The sequence below is a fragment of the Rhodococcus pseudokoreensis genome, assembly GCF_017068395.1.
Classification (GTDB): Bacteria; Actinomycetota; Actinomycetes; order Mycobacteriales; family Mycobacteriaceae; genus Rhodococcus_F; species Rhodococcus_F pseudokoreensis.
The window spans coordinates 7,622,181-7,642,169 of the sequence record NZ_CP070619.1 but is presented as its reverse complement, the minus strand read 5'-3'; the positions used below and the strand labels follow the sequence as shown (position 1 = coordinate 7,642,169).

19 protein-coding genes are annotated in these 19,989 nt (G+C 70.0%); 4 read left to right on the top strand and 15 right to left on the bottom strand.

Translation table 11 applies throughout. From position 1 onward, the window contains the following. Positions 1-107 precede the first annotated feature (107 nt). Positions 108-743 (top strand): pyridoxamine 5'-phosphate oxidase family protein, encoded by a 636-nt coding sequence (locus JWS13_RS40080; RefSeq protein WP_206010753.1) that lies wholly within the window; start codon positions 108-110, stop codon positions 741-743. 3 nt (positions 744-746) lie between these two features. On the opposite strand, the gene JWS13_RS40075 is transcribed toward JWS13_RS40080, so the two are convergent. From JWS13_RS40075 to JWS13_RS40040, 8 genes are all read right to left on the bottom strand, one after another. After that, on the bottom strand, positions 747-1,724 hold the full coding sequence (locus JWS13_RS40075; RefSeq protein ID WP_206010752.1) for an ABC transporter substrate-binding protein: 978 nt from the start codon (positions 1,722-1,724) through the stop codon (positions 747-749). Between the two features lie 60 nt (positions 1,725-1,784). Beyond that, positions 1,785-2,465, bottom strand: a complete 681-nt coding sequence (locus tag JWS13_RS40070; protein WP_206010751.1) for a response regulator — start codon at positions 2,463-2,465, stop codon at positions 1,785-1,787. Next, positions 2,462-4,984 (bottom strand): sensor histidine kinase, encoded by a 2,523-nt coding sequence (locus JWS13_RS40065; RefSeq protein ID WP_206010750.1) that lies wholly within the window; start codon positions 4,982-4,984, stop codon positions 2,462-2,464. Before JWS13_RS40065 ends, JWS13_RS40070 begins: the two co-directional genes overlap by 4 nt. Before the next feature lie 7 nt (positions 4,985-4,991). Continuing rightward, positions 4,992-5,642, bottom strand: coding sequence for a potassium-transporting ATPase subunit C (locus tag JWS13_RS40060; RefSeq protein ID WP_206010749.1), 651 nt, complete (start codon positions 5,640-5,642; stop codon positions 4,992-4,994). Between the two features lie 6 nt (positions 5,643-5,648). Beyond that, complete coding sequence (gene kdpB, locus JWS13_RS40055; RefSeq protein WP_206010748.1) at positions 5,649-7,811, bottom strand: potassium-transporting ATPase subunit KdpB; 2,163 nt, start codon at positions 7,809-7,811, stop codon at positions 5,649-5,651. Then, on the bottom strand, positions 7,808-9,493 hold the full coding sequence (gene kdpA / locus JWS13_RS40050) for a potassium-transporting ATPase subunit KdpA (protein ID WP_206010747.1): 1,686 nt from the start codon (positions 9,491-9,493) through the stop codon (positions 7,808-7,810). The genes kdpB and kdpA overlap by 4 nt, the downstream gene beginning before the upstream one ends. After that, on the bottom strand, positions 9,493-9,591 hold the full coding sequence (gene kdpF / locus JWS13_RS40045; RefSeq protein ID WP_124391273.1) for a K(+)-transporting ATPase subunit F: 99 nt from the start codon (positions 9,589-9,591) through the stop codon (positions 9,493-9,495). Before kdpF ends, kdpA begins: the two co-directional genes overlap by 1 nt. Positions 9,592-9,832: 241 nt before the next feature. Continuing rightward, positions 9,833-10,462, bottom strand: a complete 630-nt coding sequence (locus JWS13_RS40040; protein WP_206010746.1) for a pyridoxamine 5'-phosphate oxidase family protein — start codon at positions 10,460-10,462, stop codon at positions 9,833-9,835. 78 nt (positions 10,463-10,540) lie between these two features. Here JWS13_RS40040 and pdxR point away from each other — a divergent pair, with 78 nt between their 5' ends. Genes pdxR through JWS13_RS40025 form a run of 3 tightly spaced genes read left to right on the top strand, consistent with a single transcriptional unit; the run spans position 10,541 to position 14,049 of the window. Further along, the gene (gene pdxR / locus JWS13_RS40035) at positions 10,541-11,989 is read left to right on the top strand and encodes a MocR-like pyridoxine biosynthesis transcription factor PdxR (protein WP_206010745.1); all 1,449 of its coding nucleotides are present in this window, start codon (positions 10,541-10,543) and stop codon (positions 11,987-11,989) included. A 39-nt stretch (positions 11,990-12,028) separates the two neighbouring features. Further along, on the top strand, positions 12,029-13,474 hold the full coding sequence (locus JWS13_RS40030; RefSeq protein ID WP_206010744.1) for an amidase: 1,446 nt from the start codon (positions 12,029-12,031) through the stop codon (positions 13,472-13,474). Positions 13,475-13,476: 2 nt separating this feature from the next. Next, positions 13,477-14,049, top strand: a complete 573-nt coding sequence (locus tag JWS13_RS40025; RefSeq protein ID WP_206011910.1) for a TetR/AcrR family transcriptional regulator — start codon at positions 13,477-13,479, stop codon at positions 14,047-14,049. Between the two features lie 43 nt (positions 14,050-14,092). Here JWS13_RS40025 and era read toward each other — a convergent pair whose 3' ends face one another. The 7 genes from era to JWS13_RS39990 form a co-directional block, all read right to left on the bottom strand. Then, positions 14,093-15,010, bottom strand: a complete 918-nt coding sequence (era, locus tag JWS13_RS40020) for a GTPase Era (RefSeq protein ID WP_072946635.1) — start codon at positions 15,008-15,010, stop codon at positions 14,093-14,095. Next, complete coding sequence (locus tag JWS13_RS40015; protein WP_206010743.1) at positions 15,003-15,335, bottom strand: cytidine deaminase; 333 nt, start codon at positions 15,333-15,335, stop codon at positions 15,003-15,005. The genes era and JWS13_RS40015 overlap by 8 nt, the downstream gene beginning before the upstream one ends. Beyond that, entirely contained in the window at positions 15,328-16,647 is a 1,320-nt protein-coding gene (locus tag JWS13_RS40010) for a hemolysin family protein (protein ID WP_206010742.1), read from the bottom strand. Before JWS13_RS40010 ends, JWS13_RS40015 begins: the two co-directional genes overlap by 8 nt. Before the next feature lie 18 nt (positions 16,648-16,665). After that, positions 16,666-17,208: an rRNA maturation RNase YbeY gene (gene ybeY / locus JWS13_RS40005; RefSeq protein ID WP_072946632.1), complete on the bottom strand. Its 543-nt coding sequence runs from the start codon at positions 17,206-17,208 to the stop codon at positions 16,666-16,668. A 36-nt stretch (positions 17,209-17,244) separates the two neighbouring features. Further along, entirely contained in the window at positions 17,245-18,318 is a 1,074-nt protein-coding gene (locus JWS13_RS40000) for a PhoH family protein (RefSeq protein WP_124391266.1), read from the bottom strand. A gap of 108 nt (positions 18,319-18,426) precedes the next feature. Next, positions 18,427-19,221, bottom strand: coding sequence for an alpha/beta hydrolase family protein (locus tag JWS13_RS39995; RefSeq protein WP_206010741.1), 795 nt, complete (start codon positions 19,219-19,221; stop codon positions 18,427-18,429). Positions 19,222-19,227: 6 nt separating this feature from the next. After that, positions 19,228-19,989 carry a 16S rRNA (uracil(1498)-N(3))-methyltransferase gene (locus JWS13_RS39990; RefSeq protein ID WP_206010740.1) on the bottom strand — a complete coding sequence of 254 codons (762 nt, stop codon included), beginning with the start codon at positions 19,987-19,989 and terminating at the stop codon, positions 19,228-19,230.

Here is a 19,989-nt window from a genome sequence, read left to right as displayed (position 1 = left end):
GCCCGGGCGGTGACGGTCCGCAGGCCGAGCCGCGGGCCTGCAGGACCCGCCCGGGCCGCCGAAGGTTACCCTAACTTTCGACCGCCCTCGACGAACGGAGCACCTCAGTGGCAGCGCACGCCCCCTCGCCGGAGCACACGATCACCTCCCGCGAGGAACTCGAGCAGGTACTGGGCGGCGTTCCCCACCCCTCGATCGCCACCAAGCACACCGATCACACGATGCCGCTGATCCGCCGTTTCATCTCCGAGGCGCGGTTCTTCGTCCTCGCCACCGCCGACGCGAACGGCCACTGCGACTGCTCGCCGCGTGGAGACCTCACGCCGAAGACGCTGTTCCTCGACGACCGGACCCTGGTGATCCCGGACCGCCCCGGCAATCGGCGCGCCGATTCGTACCGCAACATCCTCGAAAACCCGCACGTGGGCGTCCTGTTCGTGGTGCCCGGGATCGACGAGGTTGTGCGCGTCAACGGCACCGCCACCCTGACCGTGGATCCCGAACTGCTGCAGTCGATGTCGATCAACGGCAAACCGGCCAACCTCGGTGTCGTGGTCCGGATCGACGAGGTCTACACACACTGCGCCCGGGCGATCCTGCGGTCACGAATGTGGGACCCGGAATCGTGGCCCGACCCCGACGAGATCCCGTCGCTGCGGGAAATGCACTCCGAGCAGCACGAGTTGGAACACGATCCGGCTACGCCCCGCAGGCAGGAGTACTACCGGACCTTGCTCTACTGAGCGTCACCGCAGCCGCTCGGACACCAGCGGCACGACGGTGTCGAGTGCGTACTGCAGCGACAGCACCGAGTTCGTGGAGTACGCCTTGGAGACGGCCTGATCGTCGAACACGAGGTACCGCCCGTCGCGCACAGCGGGGATCGCCTGGAACAGCGGCCGGTTCGCGACGTCGGCGGCGGGCCTGCCGATCGGGAAGACGACCACCATGTCCGCGTCCATCACACCGAGATTCTCCTCCGACACCGGGACCGAGAACTTCACCGCCGGCTGCGCGTCCACTGCCGGGTTGCTGACGAATCCCAGCTTCTTCATGAACTGGAGCCGCTCGGTGTCGGCGGTGTAGGCGCCCCATCCCGTGCCCGAGTAGGCACCGACGGTGATCGTCTTCCCCGCGAATTCGGGGTGGGCCGCGGCGGCGTCCGCGAACCGCCGGTCGATGTCGGCGAGCAGCGCGTCACCCTGCTCCGGCACGCCGAGCGCGGTCGCGACCATCGACACCTGGCTCTCGATCGGCGTCTTGTAGTTGTCGGCGCCTTCCGGCAGCGCGATCGTCGGGGCGATCTGCGACAGGTGGCCGTAGCGTTCCTCGTCGCCGGCGCTCTTGGTGTCGAGGATGACGTCCGGTTCGAGCGCCGCGATCTGCTCGTACGACGGTTCGAGGGTTCCGATGATCGTCGGCGCCGTGGTGTACTTCCCCTCCGCCCAGGGTCCGACGCCGTCGCCGCCGAACGCGACCCAGTCGCTGGCCCCGACGGGCTCGACTCCGAGCGCGAGCGCGGTTTCGGCGTCACCCCAGCCGATTGCGAGCACCCGCTCGGGTTTCGACTCGACCGTGACGTCGCCGAATTTCGTGACGACCACGGCCGGGAAGGCGGCGTCGCCGGCGCCCGCCGTCGGTTCGGGTTCGCCCTCGCCGCCGCTCCCGCACCCGGCCAGCGCCAGGACCAGTAGGGGCACCGACACGAGACTTCTCATTCTCATAAGGCAAGGCTAACCAATGCTACGTGCAGGGCTGCTTCCGGCCCTCCCACCGGGTGGGCCTCACACCTGGAACCGGTACCCCATCCCCGCCTCGGTGATGAGGTGACGCGGATGCGACGGGTCGTCCTCCAGCTTGCGCCGCAACTGCGCCAGGTACACCCGCAGGTAATGGGTCTCGGTGGCGTACGCCGGACCCCACACCTCGCGCAGCAGTTCCTTCTGCCCCACCAGCTTGCCCTTGTTGCGCACGAGCATCTCGAGCATCCCCCACTCCGTCGGCGTCAGGTGCACCTCGGCCCCCGCCCGCCGCACCGTCTTCGCAGCCAGGTCGACCGTGAACGAATCCGTCTCCACCACAGGCTCGCTCGTGTCGACGGCCGTCGTCGCGCGGCGGGCCGCGGCCCGGACCCGGGCCAGGAACTCGTCCATCCCGAACGGCTTGGTGACGTAGTCGTCGGCGCCCGCGTCGAGAGCGTCCACCTTGTCCGCGGAATCGGTGCGCGCCGACAGCACGATCACCGGCGCCAGGCACCACCCGCGCAGGCCCGCGAGCACCTCGGTGCCGTCCATGTCGGGCAACCCGAGGTCGAGCACGATCACGTCCGGCGGCCGCTCGGCCGCCGCGCGCAGTGCGGCGGCCCCGGACGCGGCCGTCACCACGTCGTATCCGCGGACACTGAGATTGATCCGCAGAGCGCGGAGAATCTGTGGTTCGTCGTCGACGACGAGGATTCTCGTCATGGGTGCTCCCCTCCCGCCCCGGCCAGTTCCACCACCATCGTCAGACCACCACCGGGGGTGTCGGTGGCGCTGATCGTGCCGCCCATCGCGTCGACGAATCCGCGGACGACGGAGAGCCCGAGCCCGACTCCCGTGGTGGTGTCGCGGTCCCCCAGCCGCTGGAACGGGGCGAACATCTCCTCCGCCCGCCCCCGCGGAATTCCCGGGCCCGTGTCGGCGACGGTGACGACGGCGCGGTTTCCCACCGCCGCGGCACCGACCCGGATCACGGAGTCCTCACCGTAGCGGAGTGCGTTGTCGATCAGATTCGCGAGCACCCGCTCGAGCAGGCCCGAATCCGCCATCGCCGCGACCGTCCCGACGTCGACCTCGACCCGTTCGCGAGCCCTCGTCCCGGTCCGGCCGCCGATTCCCAGCCCTACCAGCGCCCGGTGCACCACCTCGTCGAGATACACCGGCCGCAGCGTCGGGGTCACCACTCCCGCCGCGAGCCGCGACGAGTCGAGCAGGTTGCCGACGAGGGAGGTCAGGACGTCGGCCGATTCCTCGATGGTCGCGAGCAGTTCGGCGGTGTCCTCCGGGGAGAAGTCGACGTCGTCGCTGCGCAGGCTGGACGCGGCGGCCTTGACCGCGGCCAGCGGGGTCCGGAGGTCGTGGCTGACGGCGGACAGCAGCGACCGCCGCAGTCGGTCGGCCTCGGCCAGCGCCTGCGCCTGCCCGGCCTCCTGCGCGAGTTCCGTCTGGCGGATCATCCCCACGGCCTGGTTCGCGACGGCGAGCAGCACGCGGCGGTCCCGGGCGCGCAGTTCGCTGCCGTGGAGGGCGAGCGCGTACTCCCCGTCCCCCACCTCGCAGACCGTGTCGGCGTCGTCGACGCTCGCCGGCGGAGTCGGACCGACGGACCCCACGAGACCGCGGTCCCGGTGCAGAACGCTCACCGACTCCTGCCCGTACGTCTCGCGCACCTTCTCGAGCAGCGTGCCGAGATCGGCCCCCCGCAGCACCGATCCGGCGAACAGTGCCAGCAACTCGGCCTCCTGCGACGCCCGCCGGGCCTCCCGCGAACGCTTGGCGGCCGCGTCGACCAGGACCGCGACGGCGACGGCGACCACGAGCAGCACGACGGTGGTGATGAAGTTGTCCGGCTCCGCGATGGTGAAGCTGTGCACCGGCGGCGTGAAGAAGTAGTTGAGGAACAGACCCGAGATCAGCGCGGAGAACGCTGCGGGTGCGACACCGCCGAGCAGCGAGACGAGCAGCACCACGATGAAGAACAGTGCGCCCTCACCGCTCAATCCGAGCCAGCGGTCGACGGCGCTCATCACCAGGGTGGCGACGGACGGAACGAGGACCGCGGCGATCCAGGCGATCGCCGTGCGGGACCGCGAGCCCACCGGCGACAACCGCCTCGGCCGGTGGGATTCGCCGTGCGTGACCATGTGCACGTCGATCGACCCGGACTGTTGCACCACGCTCGCGCCGATGCCCTCGTCGATGATGCGTGCCCATCTCGAGCGTCTCGACGTTCCCAGCACCAACTGGGTGGCGTTCGCGGTCCGGGCGAAGTCCAGAAGTGTCGTCGGGACGTCGTCGCCGACGACGCTGTGCAGGCTCGCCCCGATGCTCGCGGCAATCGTCCGCACCTTGCCCATCTCCGGGGCCGAGACGCCGGCGAGGCCGTCGCCGCGCACCACGTGCACGACGATCAGTTCGGCGCTGGACCTCGACGCGATCCGGCCTGCGCGCCGGACGAGTGTCTCCGATTCCGGTCCGCCCGTCACCGCGACCACCACCCGCTCCCGGGCCTCCCACGTGTCGGTGATCTTGTTCTCCGCACGATATTTCGCGAGTGCGGCGTCGACCTGGTCGGCGACCCACAGCAACGCCAGTTCGCGCAGCGCGGTGAGGTTCCCTGTCCGGAAGTAGTTGCTCAGCGCGGCGTCGACCTTCTCCGCGGCGTAGATGTTGCCGTGGGACAGCCTGCGGCGCAGCGCCTCCGGGGTGATGTCGACCAGCTCCACCTGGGTGGCGGCGCGCACGACCTCGTCGGGGACCGTTTCCTGCTGCACCACCCCGGTGATCCGCTGGACCACGTCGTTGAGGCTTTCGAGGTGCTGGACGTTCAGCGTCGACAGCACGTCGATGCCGGCGCCGAGGAGGATCTCCACGTCCTGCCAGCGTTTCTCGTGGACACTGCCCGGCGTGTTCGTGTGTGCGAGTTCGTCCACGAGCACCAGCGCCGGCCTGCGCGCCAGCACCGCCTCGACGTCCAGTTCGTGGCCGAGCGTGCCGCGGTAGGCGATGACCTTCGGCGGAATCAGTTCGAGGTCACCGAGTTGCGCCGCCGTGCGGTCGCGGCCGTGGGTTTCCACCACGGCCGCGACGACGTCGCACCCCCGTTCGCGGCGGCGGTGCGCCTCGCCGAGCATCGCGAACGTCTTGCCGACACCCGGTGCGGCACCGAGATAGATGCGCAGTTCGCCGCGCCGGCGTTCGCCTTCGGGTCCGGTACCACTCACCTCGTCATCATCCACCAGCTGCCGGGGCGGTGCACCGAGGTGCGGTCAGGCCGAGGGCCAGATTCAGCTCGAGGACGTTCACCCGATCCTCGCCGAGGAACCCGAGTTGCCTTCCCTCGGTGTTCTCGTCGACCAGTTGCCGCACGCGGCTCTCACCGAGGCCGTTCACCTGCGCGACCCTCGGCACCTGCAAGGCGGCGTACGCGGGGCTGATGTGCGGGTCGATGCCGGACCCCGATCCGGTGACCGCGTCCGCCGGTACGGCCTCGGGCTGCACGCCCTCGCGGACGGCGATCGCGTTCCGGCGCTCGATGACGAACGCCGCCAGGATCTCGCTGCTCGGTCCCTGGTTGGTGGGCAGCGCGGTGGCAGGGTCGCCCGGTGTGAACGGATCCTGTTCGGCCACCGACCCGGTGACCCGGTTGTGGAAGAACGGGTCCGGCTCCCCGGCCGGCACCTGCGGGTCGACACCGACCCACCGGCTCCCGACGACGCACCCGGTGGTGTCGCGGACCGGTGAACCCTCGGCCGCGCCGGCGCCGATCCGGCTCACCCCCCACACCGCAGCGGGATAGAGCACGCCGAGAACGGCGGTCAGTGCGAGCAGGACGAGGAGCCCGGCCCAGGTCTGCCGGAGCAGTCCGATGAGAAAACGCATGGAAAGTCACCCAATTCCGGGAATGAGACGGACGACGAGGTCGATGAGCCAGATACCGGCGAACGGTGTGATCACGCCGCCGAGGCCGTAGACCAGCAGGTTGCGGCCCAGCAGCGTCGACGCCGACGACGGCCGGTAGCGAACACCTTTCAGCGACAACGGGATCAGGGCCACGATCACGACGGCGTTGAAGATCACCGCCGACAGGATGGCCGATTCCGGCGTGGCCAGCCGCATGATGTTCAGCGTGTCCAGCTGCGGATAGATGACGCTGAACAACGCGGGGAGGATGGCGAAGTACTTGGCCAGGTCGTTGGCGAGCGAGAACGTGGTCAGCGCCCCGCGGGTGATGAGCAGCTGCTTTCCGATCTCCACCACCTCGATGAGCTTGGTGGGATCGGAATCGAGATCCACCATGTTCCCGGCTTCCTTCGCCGCGGACGTGCCGGTGTTCATCGCCACCCCGACGTCCGCCTGGGCCAGGGCCGGGGCGTCGTTGGTGCCGTCACCGGTCATCGCGACGAGCCGTCCGCCCTCCTGTTCCTTGCGGATCAGCGCGAGTTTGTCCTCGGGTGTCGCCTCCGCCATGAAGTCGTCGACACCGGCCTCCTCCGCGATGGCCTGGGCGGTGAGCGGATTGTCGCCGGTGATCATCACCGTGCGGATTCCCATCGCCCGCAGTTCCGCGAACCGCTCGGCGATGCCCGGTTTCACCACGTCCGACAGTGCGATCACGCCGAGCACCGTCGGCGCATCCGCCTGAATCGAGGCCACCACGAGGGGTGTTCCGCCGGCCTGCGCGATCTCGTTCACTGCGTCGGTGACCGCGGGCGAGGTGTGTCCGCCGAGCGAATGCACCCAGTTCAGCACCGCGTCGCTCGCGCCCTTGCGGATGCGGGTGCCGTCGAACTCGGCCCCATGTGAGTGGCGTCGTGTGCCGAGGCACGCTTTAGCACTCACGTGGGGGATGTCGAGCCCGCTCATCCGGGTCTGCGCCGTGAACGGCACGAACTCCGCCGCTCTCTCCGCCTCCGACGGTGCGGGGTCCAGCCCGAAGTCGCGGGCGCACAGGTCCACGATGCTGCGACCCTCGGGGGTGCCGTCCGCGAGGCTGGACAGCCGTGCCGCCGTGGCCAGCTCGAGCGCGGACACTCCCGGTGCGGGATGCAGGGCGGTGGCCTGCCGGTTGCCGAACGTGATGGTGCCGGTCTTGTCCATCAGCAGGGTGTCGATGTCGCCGGCGGCCTCCACCGCCCGCCCCGACATCGCCAGGACGTTGCGCTGCACCAGCCGGTCCATCCCGGCGATGCCGATGGCCGACAGCAGGGCGCCGATCGTGGTGGGGATCAGGCACACCAGCAGCGCGATCAGTTTGATCGGATCCTGTTCCTGCCCCGCGTACAGGCCCATCGGGCCGATCGCGACGACGGCGAGCAGGAAGATGATCGTCAGCGACGCCAGCAGGATGTTCAGGGCGATCTCGTTCGGCGTCTTCTGCCGCGCCGCCCCCTCCACGAGGGCGATCATCCGGTCCACGAACGACTGTCCGGGGGCCGCGGTGACGCGGACGACGATCCGGTCGGACAGTACGGTGGTGCCGCCGGTGACGGCGCACCGGTCGCCGCCGGATTCGCGGACGACGGGCGCGGACTCGCCGGTGATGGCCGACTCGTCCACGGTGGCGATGCCCTCGACGACGTCGCCGTCGCCCGGGATCACCTCACCGGCGACGACGACCACGCGGTCGCCGACGACGAGGTCGGTGCCCGGCACCGATTCGAGAGCGCCGCTCGCCGTGATCCGGTGGGCGACCGTGTCCTGCTTCACCTTCCGCAGGCTCGCCGCCTGCGCCTTGCCTCGCCCCTCCGCGACCGATTCGGCGAGGTTCGCGAACAGCACGGTGAACCACAGCCACGCGGTGACCGCCCAGGAGAACACCGACGGGTCGGCGACGGCCATGACGGTGGTGACGACGGAACCGGCGAACACCACGAACATCACCGGGTTGCGGGCGAGGTGCCGCGGGTCGAGTTTGCGCAGCGCGCCCGGCAGCGCCGTCACCAGCTGGGCGGGGCTGAAGATCCCGGCCTTGACGGGCGCCGGGTCGTGGCCGCCCTCCGGCGTCGTCGTCGGGTCGGTCGCCGGACGACTGGTCACGTTCACACTCACTGCAGAGCCTCCGCGATCGGTCCCAGCGCGAGGGCCGGGAAGAATGTCAGCGCCGCGACGAGCACGACGGTGCCGGTGAGCAGCCCGGTGAACATCGGGCCCGCTGTCGGCAGGGTTCCGGCACCCGCGGCTGTCTTCTTCTGCGATGCCAGGGAACCGGCGAGCGCGAGGACGAAGATGATCGGCAGGAACCGGCCGAACAGCATGCACACGCCGAGCGCGGCCTGGAACCAGTCGCTCGTGACCGTCAGCCCGCCGAACGCGCTGCCGTTGTTGTTCGACGCCGACGCGAACGCGTACAGCACCTCCGAAAAGCCGTGGATCGATCCGGGACTGCCGGGGTCTCCGCTGTTGCCCTGGTAACCGGTGGTCGAGGACAGGATCACGGTGATTCCCGTTCCGATCAGGACCAGCGCGGGCATCACCAGCACCGACAGTGCGGCGAGGGTGATCTCCCGTTGCCGCAGTTTCTTGCCCAGGTACTCGGGTGTGCGGCCGACGAGGAGTCCCCCGACGAAGACGGCGATCAGAGCGAGGACGAGAATGCCGTAGAGCCCGGTGCCCACGCCGCCGGGCGCGATCTCCCCGAGCAGCATGTTCAGCAACACGGCCCCGCCACCGAGCGGCGACAGGCTGTCGTGGGCGGAATTCACCGCGCCCGTGGACGTTCCCGTGGTGGTCACGGCGAACAGCGCCGTGCCCGGAATCCCGAAGCGGACTTCCTTGCCTTCCATCATCGCGCCTGCCGCGGTGGCGGCGACGCCGCGGTGTCCCGATTCGGCGGCGAGCGTGACGGCGAGCAGTGACCCCCACAGGATGCCCATCACCGCGAGCAGCGTCAGACCCTGTTTGCGCTCGCCGACCATGGTGCCGAACGTGCGGGTGAGGGACACCGGGATCAGCAGGATCGCGAGGATCTCGACGATGTTGCTGACGGGGGTGGGGTTCTCGAACGGGTGTGCCGAGTTGGCGGCGAGAATGCCGCCGCCGTTGGTGCCGAGTTCCTTGATCGCCTCTTGTGAGGCGACGGGGGCGAGGGCGTTGGTGACGGCGTTGCCGTCCAGTCCGATGGATTCGAATCCCGTGTGGAACGACTGGATCACGCCCTGGCTCAACAGAATCAACGCGATGACGAAGGAGAACGGCAGCAAGATCCGCAGGCTGCCGCGGGTGAGGTCCACCCAGAAGTTGCCGATCTCACCGCCGCGGGCCACGCGGACGAACCCGCGGATCAGCGCGACAGCGACGGCCATGCCGACCGCCGCGGACACGAAGTTCTGCACGGCGAGTCCGACCGGCTGGGTCAGGTTGCTCATCGTGGTCTCGGGGGCGTAGGACTGCCAGTTGGTGTTGGTCACGAACGACACGGCCGTGTTGAACGCGACCGCGGGGCTGACCCCGGCCAGGTCGCCGGACAGCGGCAGCACACCCTGAATGCGTTGCAGGACATACAGGAAGAGCACGCCGGCCATCGAGAAACCGAGCACGCTGCTTGCGTAGCCGTACCAGGTCTGTTCCGTGTGGGGGTTGATGCGGCACAGGCGGTACAGCACGGATTCGACCCGCAGGTGCCTGCGTGATTCGTACACCCGCGCCATGTAGTCGCCCACCGGCACGTACAGCACCGCGAGGACCGCGATCACGAACGCGATCTGCAGGCCGGCCGCGAGGGCGGGCGTCATCAGAACCGCTCCGGGTCGATGAGCGCGACCAGCAGATACACGACGAGCGCCGCTGCGATCGCGATCAGGGCGACAGCGAGTATTCCGGCGGCGGTCATTTCACGCGTCCGGTCTGCAGGGCACGGAGAACGAGCGCGCAGCAGGCGAACCCGCCGAGGACGAGCGCTACGTAGGCCACGTCGGCCATGTGAGGATCCCTCTTCGTACTGATCCTGCGGTTCAGCGCAGGCATGACACCCCACGGTTGCGGGGTGTCATGCCAGCATCGCGCCGGATCCGGGCGACAGAGGTCTCGCTGACGAAGCGCTTACGGGACGTCCAGGGCTCTTGACGCTTTCCTTACGCGGTCCGGGTCAGCCGCGACACCGACGCGGGCACGGGTGTGCCGGTCGCCACCCAGGGCGCCGGGACGGGAGCACCGGCGACCGACCGCACGGGGACGACGCCGGCCCATGCACTGCTCGCCTCGGCGGGTTCGCCCGGCGGCGCGTCCCGCACCTTGACGGTCCACTGCCCCGGGGTGATCGGGAGGGCGAGGGCCAGCGTCGCGGCGAGTTCCTTGCGCCGGTGTCCCCGGACCTCCCTGCTGCGACCGGGGATCAGCACGTCCGACAGCGCGTCGAGGGCGCCGGCGGATTCGTCCTGGTCCAGCGTCACGAGATTGCCGCGGACCACCGCGGATCGGTAATTGGCGGACGAGTCGAACAGCGTGTCGGCGACCACGATTCCGTCGAGCATCGCGACGCACAGCACCGCGGGGGCGCCTGCCGCCACCTGCCGCAGCGCACCGGCCCCGGTGGAACCGTGCAGCAGGATCCTGTCGCCGTCGCGGGCGTAGAGCATCGGCACCGCCCAGGGCAGGCCGTCGACGACGGTGGCGAGCGTGCCCATCGGCGCGGCGTCGAGGACGGCGTCGAGTTGCGCTCGTTCGGTTCGGGCACGGTCCGGGTATCTCATGATCTTGTCCACGAGACCATCCTCACCCGCAGGTGGTCCGGCTTCCAGATCCACAATTGACAATATCGGCAGACCAGTATTGTGGGTTCCATGCCCCGGATCAGCCCCGAACTGCACCTGACGTTGCGGCTCCCCGACACCGACGCACCACTTCGCCACCGCATCGCGGAGTCGATCCTCGACGAGATCCGAGGCGGCCGTCTACGACCCGGCGATCCGCTGCCCTCCACGCGGGCGCTCGCCGGCCACCTGACGGTCGCGCGGGCGTCGGTGGTCGACGCGTACGACGAACTCTGCTCGTCCGGATACGCGAACGCCCGCGCCGGTTCCGGCACCCGGATCGCACCGGGCGCCGACGTGGCGGCCCGCGCGCACGTCGCCTCGCACGCGGTCACGCGCACGTCGGAGCGCGCAGCGCAGGCCGTCGCCGCGACGCCGGAGCCGCGGTGGGACCTCACCCCGGGCCACCCCGACCCCGGCCTGATCTCGACCACCGACTGGCGCCGGGCGTGGCGGTCGGCCGCGGCCGCCCCGGTGACGTCCGACGTTCCGGGCCCCGACGGGCACCCGGAGTTGCGGCGCGCCCTCGCGGGGCATCTGCGCCGCACCCGGGGCATCGCGGCACGGCCCGACGAACTCGTCATCGTTCCGGGAGTGGGCTCCGCACTCAGGACCCTCGTCGCCGCGGCCGGGCTCGGCGGCCGCGACGTGGTGTTCGAGGAGCCCGGCTACACCCGGGCCCGCCGGGACCTCGAGTCCTCGGGCGCCCGGACACGCTGCGTGCCCGTGGACGACGACGGCCTCGATCCCGCACTGCTGCGCAGCACCGACGCAGCCGCGTATTGCACGCCGGCCCATCAGTATCCGATGGGGGCCCGGATGCCGGTGGGCCGCAGGGCCCGGCTCGTCGCCGACGCCGCGGCATCCGGGACGCTGATCATCGAGGACGACTACGACGGCGAATTCCGCTACGACGTGTCGGCGTTGCCCGCCCTGCGCAGCATCGACCGCGGGCCCGACTGCGTGGCGTACGTGGGCACGGCGTCGAAGATCCTCACTCCCGCGATCCGGGTGGCGTGGGCGATCGCCCCGCCGGCCCTGCGGCCGGGGATCGTCCGGGCGCTGGACACGACCGGCGAGTCCTGCTGCGCGATCACGGCGCTCGCGCTGGCGCATTTCATCGACTCGGGTGCGTTGTCGCGGCACCTCGCCCGCGCGTCCCGCACGTATGCGGCCCGCCGGTCGGCATTCGTCGCCGCTCTGCAGCAGCAACTGTCCGCGGTCGGCACGGACGGCGTCGGGGTCGCCGGCATCGAGGCCGGTCTCCATGTGGTCCTGACACTGCCGCGGTCGGTCGACGACGTCGCCCTCTCGGCGGAACTGCAGGACCACGGGGTGACGGTGCCGAGCCTCGCCGACTACCGCACCACGCCGGGCGGACCCCGGGGACTGGTCTGCGGGTACGCCCGGCTGCCCGAATCCCAGGCGCGCGGCGCCGCCGGGGTGATCGGGGAGGTGGTCTGCCGGCACCTCCACTGATACTGTTCGTTCGAACGAACAGTCACGGGGAGGGGCGAGATGAGCACGGGACAACTGGGCAGTGAACAGCGGCGCGAAGAGGAGGGCGACCGGGCACCGGGACTCGTCGAACAGGTGAACGCCCTGGCCTCCGGCGCCACCACGTCGGTCGTGGCCACCCGCGCCGCCCTCGACCGCATCGACGCGAGCCAGCCGACGCTCAACGCGTTCAAGGTGGTCCGCCGGACCAAGGCACTGGCCGAGGCCGCCGAGGCCGACCGCCGGATCGCCGCCGGTGAACGCCTCCCGCTCCTCGGAGTCCCGATCGCCGTCAAGGACGACGTCGACGTGGCCGGGGAGCCCACCGCGTTCGGCTGCCCGGGCGACTTCCCGCCCGCGGCGCGGGACTCCGAGATGGTGCGGCGACTGCGCGCCGCCGGTGCCGTCGTCGTCGGCAAGACCAACAGTCCCGAACTGGGGCAGTGGCCGCTCACCGGCGGACCCGCCTTCGGCCACACCCGCAACCCGTGGAACGGCGACCACACCCCCGGCGGGTCGTCCGGGGGCGCCGCGGCGGCCGTGTCCGCCGGTCTCGTCGCCGCCGCGATCGGCTCCGACGGCGCTGGTTCCATCCGCATCCCCGCCGCGTGGACCAACCTCGTCGGAATCAAACCGCAACGCGGCCGCATCTCCACCTGGCCTGCAGCCGAGGCGTTCTACGGACTCACCGTCAACGGCCCGCTGGCCCGGACGGTCGCCGACGCGGCCCTGCTCCTCGACGTCGCGGCAGGACCTCACGACGGCGACATTTACACCCCGCCACCGGTCACCGTCAGCGACGCCGTCGGCCGCGACCCCGGGCCGCTGCGCATTGCGCTGTCGCTGCGGATCCCGTTCACCGCCACCCCCACGACACTGCACCCCGAGGTGCGTCGGGGCGTCGCGCGGATCGCCGATGCGCTGCGTGGGCTCGGGCACCGCGTCGTGGTGGACGACCCCGACTACGGAATCATGTTCGGGCTCGGTTTCCTCCCCCGGTCGATGGCCGGCATCGACGACTGGATGCGGAAGGTCCCCGACCCGTCCCTCGTCGACCCGCGCACGAAGAGCAACGCCCGGACCGGACGTCTGTTGCGCGGGGCGCCGCTGCGCGCTGCCCGGGCCGCCGAGCCGAGGACACGTCGACGCGTCGGTGCCATCTTCGACAAATACGACCTCGTCCTCGCCCCCACCACCGCCACTCCCCCGCCGAGGGTCGAGGGGATCGACGGGATCGGTTCGTGGGCCACGGACAAGGTGATTACCGCGGTCTGCCCGTACGCGTGGCCGTGGAACGTGCTGGGCTGGCCCAGCGTGAACGTCCCAGCCGGGTTCACGTCCGGAAACCTTCCGATCGGGGCCCAGCTGATGGGGCACGACAACGCCGAGCCGCTCCTGGTTTCGGTTGCGGCCCAGCTCGAGTCGGTGCTCCGGTGGGACCTGGAACGTCCCGGGAAGTGGTGGTGACCGTGGCCTCGACGGACGTCCGTGACCGGATCCTCGCGGCGGCGCTGCACATCGTGGGCACGGAAGGCATTCCCGGCGTGACCAATCGGCGGATCGCGGCGCAGGCCGGGGTGTCGCTCGGCTCCATCACGTACCACTTCCCCACGCAGACGGACCTGCTGCGCGCCGCGCTGTCGGGGTTCGTGACGGAGGAGACGCAGCGGCTGTCGGAACTGGCGGAGGGGTACCGGGACAAGGGGCTGAGCTTCGAGGACGTCGCCGCACTGACGGAGAAGGTCGCGAAGGATCTGGCGTTCTCCGCCGAGCGGATCGCCCCGTTCGAGCTGTACATCCAGGCGGGCCGCGATCACGAACTCCGTCAGGCCGCCGCCGAATGTTTCGCCGCGTACGACGAATTGACGGTGACGATCCTCACCGCCCTCGGTGTCCCCGATCCGGCGTCCGTCGCCCCCACGGTCGTGGCCACCATCGCCGGCCTGCAGCTGCGCAGACTCGCCACCGGCAGCGACGGGGAGCACGACTTCGCGGCGTCGGTGCTGCTGCTCCTGCGGGCCGCCGGCCCCGTGAGTGAGTAAGGAGTCCCTGGACTCGTTAACCACGCACGGGCGGCGGAGCCGCCTAGAACCCCAGCCTGCCCAGCTGCTTCGGGTCGCGCTGCCAGTCCTTGGCGACCTTCACGTGCAGTTCGAGGAAGATCTTGGTGCCGAGCAGTTTCTCGATCTGCAGCCGCGCCTTGGTGCCCACCTCGCGGAGGCGGGCGCCGCCCTTGCCGATCACGATGCCCTTCTGCGACGGCCGCTCGACGTACAGCAGGGCGTGCACGTCGAGCAGTTCGCCCTGCTTCTCGGTGCGTCCCTCGCGGGGGATGATCTCCTCGATGACCACGGCCAGGGAGTGCGGCAGTTCGTCGCCGAGTCCCTCGAGGGCGGCCTCGCGAATGAGTTCGGCCATCAGCGTCTCTTCGGGTTCGTCGGTGAGTTCGCCGTCCGGGTAGAACGCCGGCCCCTCCTCCATCTTCGACGCGAGGACGTCGACCAGCACCTCCACCTGCTCGCCGGACGCGGCGGACACCGGCACGACGTCCGTCTCCGGTCCGAGAAGCTTGGAGACGGCCAGCAACTGCTGCCCGACCATGTCCTTGCTGACCTTGTCGATCTTCGTGACGATGCCGACGAGTGTGGTCTTCGGCGCGATCTGCCGGACCTGCTGCACGATCCACCGGTCGCCGGGGCCGATCTTCTCGTCCGCCGGGATGCACAGGCAGATGACGTCGACCTCGGAGTAGGTGTCGCGCACGAGGTCGTTGAGGCGCTGGCCGAGGAGCGTCCGGGGCCGGTGCAGTCCCGGGGTGTCGACGAGGATCAGCTGCGCGTGGTCGCGGTGCACGATGCCGCGGATGGTGTGCCGGGTGGTCTGCGGCCGCGAGGACGTGATCGCGATCTTGCTGCCGACCAGTGCGTTGGTCAGCGTGGACTTGCCCGTGTTGGGCCGCCCGACGAAACAGACGAATCCGGAACGGAATTCGGGTTTACTCATGTTGCTCCTCGATCACGGATCCATCGGTTCGCGCGAAGACGACGGCCGCCTGCGCACTGACTTCGTGTAGTGCGGCGATGCCCGGGTCGTCCGGGTTCCCGCCGATCACGGCTGCCGCCTCGAAACCCTCGGCGCCACTCGACACCGCCGCCGCGACGGCCGCCTGCAGCGCGGTCAGGGACAGCGCCGCCAACGCGACCGCGCCGGCCGCATACGTGCGGCCGTCGAGGTCGCGGACGGCGGCGCCCTGGCCACTTCCGGTGCGGCCGAACGCTCCTCGCGCGAGCACGATCAGTTTCGCGTCCTCGGCGTCCAGTTCAGTCATCGTCGCCCTCCCGGTCACGGTCGTTGACGTCGTCGTCCTCGTTCATCGGGGCGCGCTGCACGAAGACGGTGCTGATCCGCACCCGCCCGCGCACGTCGGGCGAACCCTCACCGCGCAGGACCAGACCGTGGGAGACGACCTCCGATCCGGGGAGCGGCACCCTGCCGAGTTCGTATCCGATGAGCCCACCGACTGTTTCGACCTCGTCGTTCTCCACCTCGATGCCGAACAGTTCACCGAGATCCTCGATCGGCAGCCGCGCGGACACCCGGTACATGCCGTCGCCGAGGTCCTCGACGGGCGGGGTCTCGTCCTGGTCGTACTCGTCGGCGATCTCCCCGACGATCTCCTCGATGACGTCCTCGATGGTGACCAGGCCTGCGATGCCGCCGTATTCGTCGACCAGCACGGCCATGTGGTTGCGGTCGCGCTGCATCTCGGCGAGCAGGCTGTCGAGGGGTTTGGAATCGGGCACGAACACGGCGGGCCGCATCACGTCGCCGACGAGGACACTGCGGCCGCCGTCGCGCGAGTGGTACGTCTGCTGCACGAGGTCCTTGAGGTAGACCACGCCGAGGACGTCGTCGACGTTCTCCCCGATCACCGGGATCCGCGAATGTCCGCTGCGGACGGCCAGCGACGTCGCCTGCCCCGCGCTCTTGTCGCTCTCGATCCACACCATCTCGGTGCGCGGCACCATCACCTCGCGGGCGGAGGTGTCGCCGAGTTCGAACACGGACTGGATCATCCGGCGTTCCTCGTCGGCCACCACGCCGCGCTCCTGCGCCATGTCGACGAGTTCGCGCAGTTCGATCTCGGAGGCGAAAGGTCCGTTGCGGAATCCCTTACCCGGGGTGATCGCGTTGCCGATCAGGATGAGCAGGCGGCTGATCGGGCCGAGCAGGGTTCCGATGACCTGCAGGGGAAGCGACGTGATCAGCGCGATCGTGTACGCGTGCTGGCGGCCGAGCGTGCGCGGGCCGACCCCGATCACCACGTAGTCGACGAGCACCATGATGACGGCGGTGAACGTCAGCGCCCACACGGGTTCGAGGAGATCGGACAGGCCACCGACGAGCACCACCGTCGCCGTGATCTCGCACAGGATGCGCAGCAGCACCATGAGATTCACGTAGCGGGGGCGATCCGACAGGATGCGGAGCACCCGGGTGGCGCCGGGGCGATCCTCCTTCGCCATCTCCTCGATGCGCGCGGACGAGATCGTATTGAGAGCGGAATCGACGGCGGCGAAGACACCACCGAGAGGGACGAGGACGATCGCGAGGACGATCAGCGCGATGGCGCTACTCACAGAAGACCCTTCACGTGGTTACTGATCCGGGGCGTCGAAGAAGCCGGCCTTGCCGAGCAGCTTCTGGTCCCGGGCAGCGAGCGCGGCGTCGCGTTCGGCCCTGCGCAGATCCTCGTACCAGTCGTCGAGCAACTGGTTCTGCAGGCCGAACATCTCCTTCTCCTCCTCCGGTTCGGCATGGTCGTAGCCGAGGAGGTGCAGCACACCGTGCACGGTGAGCAGAGCGAGTTCGTGGGCCAGCGGATGACCGGCCTTGTCGGCCTGGTCGGCGGCGAAGGACGGGCACAGCACGATGTCGCCGAGCATCGACGGTCCCGGCTCGGGTGAATCCGGGCGGCCGCCGGGCTCGAGCTCGTCCATCGGGAACGACATCACGTCGGTGGGACCGGGCAGGTCCATCCACCGCATGTGGAGGTCGGCCATGGTGGCCGAGTCCACGAGGACCATCGACAACTCGGCCGCGGGGTGCACGTCCATCCTCGCGATCACGAAGCGGGCAACGCTGATCAGCTCCTCTTCGGAGACGTCCATGCCCGATTCGTTCGAGACTTCGATGCTCATGTGTGTCGCTTCCTCCTGGTTCCGGCGACACTCACCCTACCGTCGTGGAGAACGCGAGTGCGCCGCTCTCCGCTGTGCGCGGTTCCCGAGCTCGACCTTGCCGTCCCGGTCCGCCTCGAAACGCTCGTACGCGTCGACGATGTCGGACACCAGCCGGTGCCGGACCACGTCGCTGCTGTTGAGTTCGGCGAAGTAGATGTCGTCGATGTCACCGAGGATCTCGGTGGCCGCGCGGAGCCCGGACCGGGCGCCGCCCGGCAGGTCCACCTGCGTGACGTCGCCGGTGACGACGACCTTGGAACCGAAGCCGAGGCGGGTGAGGAACATCTTCATCTGCTCGGCGGTGGTGTTCTGCGCCTCGTCGAGGATGATGAACGCGTCGTTGAGCGTGCGGCCGCGCATGTACGCGAGCGGCGCCACCTCGATGACACCCGACTGCATCAGCTTCGGGATGGCCTCGGGGTCCATCATGTCGTGCAGTGCGTCGTGAAGCGGCCGCAGGTACGGGTCGATCTTCTCGTGCAGCGTTCCGGGCAGGAACCCGAGCCGCTCGCCCGCCTCGACCGCGGGGCGGGTGAGGATGATCCGCGACACCTGCTTGGTCTGCAGCGCCTGCACCGCCTTCGCCATGGCGAGGTACGTCTTGCCGGTGCCCGCGGGCCCGATGCCGAACACGATGGTGTTGGCGTCGATCGCGTCGACGTACCGCTTCTGGTTCAGCGTCTTCGGCCGGATCGTCTTGCCGCGACGCGACAGGATGTCGAGGGTGAGGACCTCGGCGGGCGAATCGCTCAGACCCTGCGTGAGCATGCCGACCGTGCGGCGCACCGCGTCGGGGGTCAGCGGCTGCCCGCGGCCGACGATGGCGCTCAGTTCGGCGATGACCCGCTCGGCGAGCGCGACGTCGCCCGGTCGTCCCGTCAGAGTGACGGTGTTGCCGCGTACATGGATGTCTGCGTCCAGGACCCGTTCGAGAGCGCGCAGATTCTCGTCGGAAGAACCGAGGAGAGGCGGGACCGTTTCGGGTGGGAGATCGATACTCGAACGCACGGTGCGTTCCGCCGGACGCGTGGCGCCGAACGTCTCGCCGTTCTGGTCTTGTTCGCTCACGTGAGGGATATGGCCTTCTTCCCTGTTCCTGGTCGGTCACGACGGTCGTCGCGATGAAGGAAGTCTATCGCTCGCAGGTCACAGCGCCCACTCGATTACTCGACGCCGTCACCGATCCGGGACGTCCGGATTCTCGCGCAGCCACCGCGGCGCGTCGTCGGACAGTAGGGCGTCCCGCGAGATCTTCCAGCACTCGGTCTCGGGATTCAGGAATGCGTAGTGGTCTTCCCCGTCGACGACGTGCAGAGCGACCGGATCACCCGCGGCCCGCGCCGCCTCGCTGTACCGGACGCTCACCTTCGCCGGGACCTGCGCGTCCTCCGTGCCGTGGATGCACACCACCGGCACCCCGGTGGGGATGCGGTGCAGCGGGGACGCGGCGCGGTACCGGTCCGGGTCCTCGTCGAACGGCACCCCGAGGAGATCCTCGATGTACCCGATCCGCCTGCCGCGTTCCCCTGCGGAGGCGAGGTCGAGGGCGCCTGCCTGCGACACGACCCTCTCCGGCCGGACCGTCGTCTGCCGCTGACCGGCCAGCCACACCGCCAGTTGCCCGCCGGCCGAGTGCCCGACGACCCGGACCTTCGACAGGTCGAACGGGACGGGCGAGCGCTCGGCGACCGGACCGGCGATCGCGTCGAGCGCGGCGAGCACGTCGGCGGACATCTCGTCCCACCGGCCGCCCGCGCCGAGCCTGCGGTATTCGATGTTCCAGACGGCGACGCCGTGGCGGGCCAGGTCGACCGCGAAACTCGTGCCCAGGTTCAGGTGGTATTTCCCGCTCCAGAAACCGCCGTGGACGACCATCACCACCGGCACCGGGGTCGACACCGGTTCCTCCGGCGGATAGAAGTGCCCGAACTGCTGCGGTTCGGTTCCGTAGGCGATGCGAATGCGGTCCACGGACAGTCAGGCTAGCGGGGCCGCGCCCCAGCGGTCGGTGAGGACGCCGATGGCGCCGAGCGCGACGGCCGCGGCGGTCGAGGTCCGCAGGACGTGCGGTCCGAGCAGCACCGGCACGGCGCCCGCCTCGGTCAGCGCAGTGATCTCGTCCTCGGAGATGCCGCCCTCGGGACCGACGACGAGCACGATCTCGGTGGCCGAGCGCAGCGGAAGCTCGGCGAGGCCCTGCGTCGCCGCCTCGTGCAGCACGGCGACGACTCCGCCCCGGCCGGTCACCTCGCGGACGACGGCGAGCATCCCGGCGGTGCGGTGCAGTTCCGACACCTCGGGCACGATCGCCCGCCGGGACTGCTTGGCGGCGGCGAGAGCCGCGCTACGCCAGCGAGCGACACCCTTCGCGACCTTCGGGCCCTCCCACCGCGCCACGCACCGCGAAGACTGCCACGGCACGATCGCGTCGACCCCGGCCTCGGTGGCCAGTTCGACCGCCAGCTCGGATCGCTCCGCCTTCGGAAGCGCCTGCACCACGGTCACACTCGGCGACGGCGCCGTCACCTGACGCCGCTCGTGGACGGTGAGTTCGAGGCGGTCCTTACCGGCCGCCGTCACCTCGGTGTCGGCGAGACCACCCCGGCCGTCGGCCAGCACGATCCGCTCCCCGACGCCGATCCGGCGCACCGTCGCGGCATGCCGGCCCTCCGGGCCGTCCAGGACGGCGGTGCTCCCCACCTCGGGCAGCGGGTCGAGGAAGAAGACCGTCGCCGCCAC

Excerpts from the sequence above, each read along its gene's own strand:
- JWS13_RS40060 (WP_206010749.1), bottom strand. The coding sequence starts at position 5,642 with ATGCGTTTTCTCATCGGACTGCTCCGGCAGACCTGGGCCGGGCTCCTC.
- kdpA (WP_206010747.1), bottom strand. The coding sequence starts at position 9,493 with ATGACGCCCGCCCTCGCGGCCGGCCTGCAGATCGCGTTCGTGATCGCG.
- JWS13_RS40070 (WP_206010751.1), bottom strand. The coding sequence starts at position 2,465 with ATGACGAGAATCCTCGTCGTCGACGACGAACCACAGATTCTCCGCGCT.
- JWS13_RS40075 (WP_206010752.1), bottom strand. The coding sequence starts at position 1,724 with ATGAGAATGAGAAGTCTCGTGTCGGTGCCCCTACTGGTCCTGGCGCTG.
- JWS13_RS40030 (WP_206010744.1), top strand. The coding sequence starts at position 12,029 with ATGAGCACGGGACAACTGGGCAGTGAACAGCGGCGCGAAGAGGAGGGC.
- ybeY (WP_072946632.1), bottom strand. The coding sequence starts at position 17,208 with ATGAGCATCGAAGTCTCGAACGAATCGGGCATGGACGTCTCCGAAGAG.
- era (WP_072946635.1), bottom strand. The coding sequence starts at position 15,010 with ATGAGTAAACCCGAATTCCGTTCCGGATTCGTCTGTTTCGTCGGGCGG.
- pdxR (WP_206010745.1), top strand. The coding sequence starts at position 10,541 with ATGCCCCGGATCAGCCCCGAACTGCACCTGACGTTGCGGCTCCCCGAC.
- JWS13_RS40015 (WP_206010743.1), bottom strand. The coding sequence starts at position 15,335 with ATGACTGAACTGGACGCCGAGGACGCGAAACTGATCGTGCTCGCGCGA.
- kdpF (WP_124391273.1), bottom strand. The coding sequence starts at position 9,591 with ATGACCGCCGCCGGAATACTCGCTGTCGCCCTGATCGCGATCGCAGCG.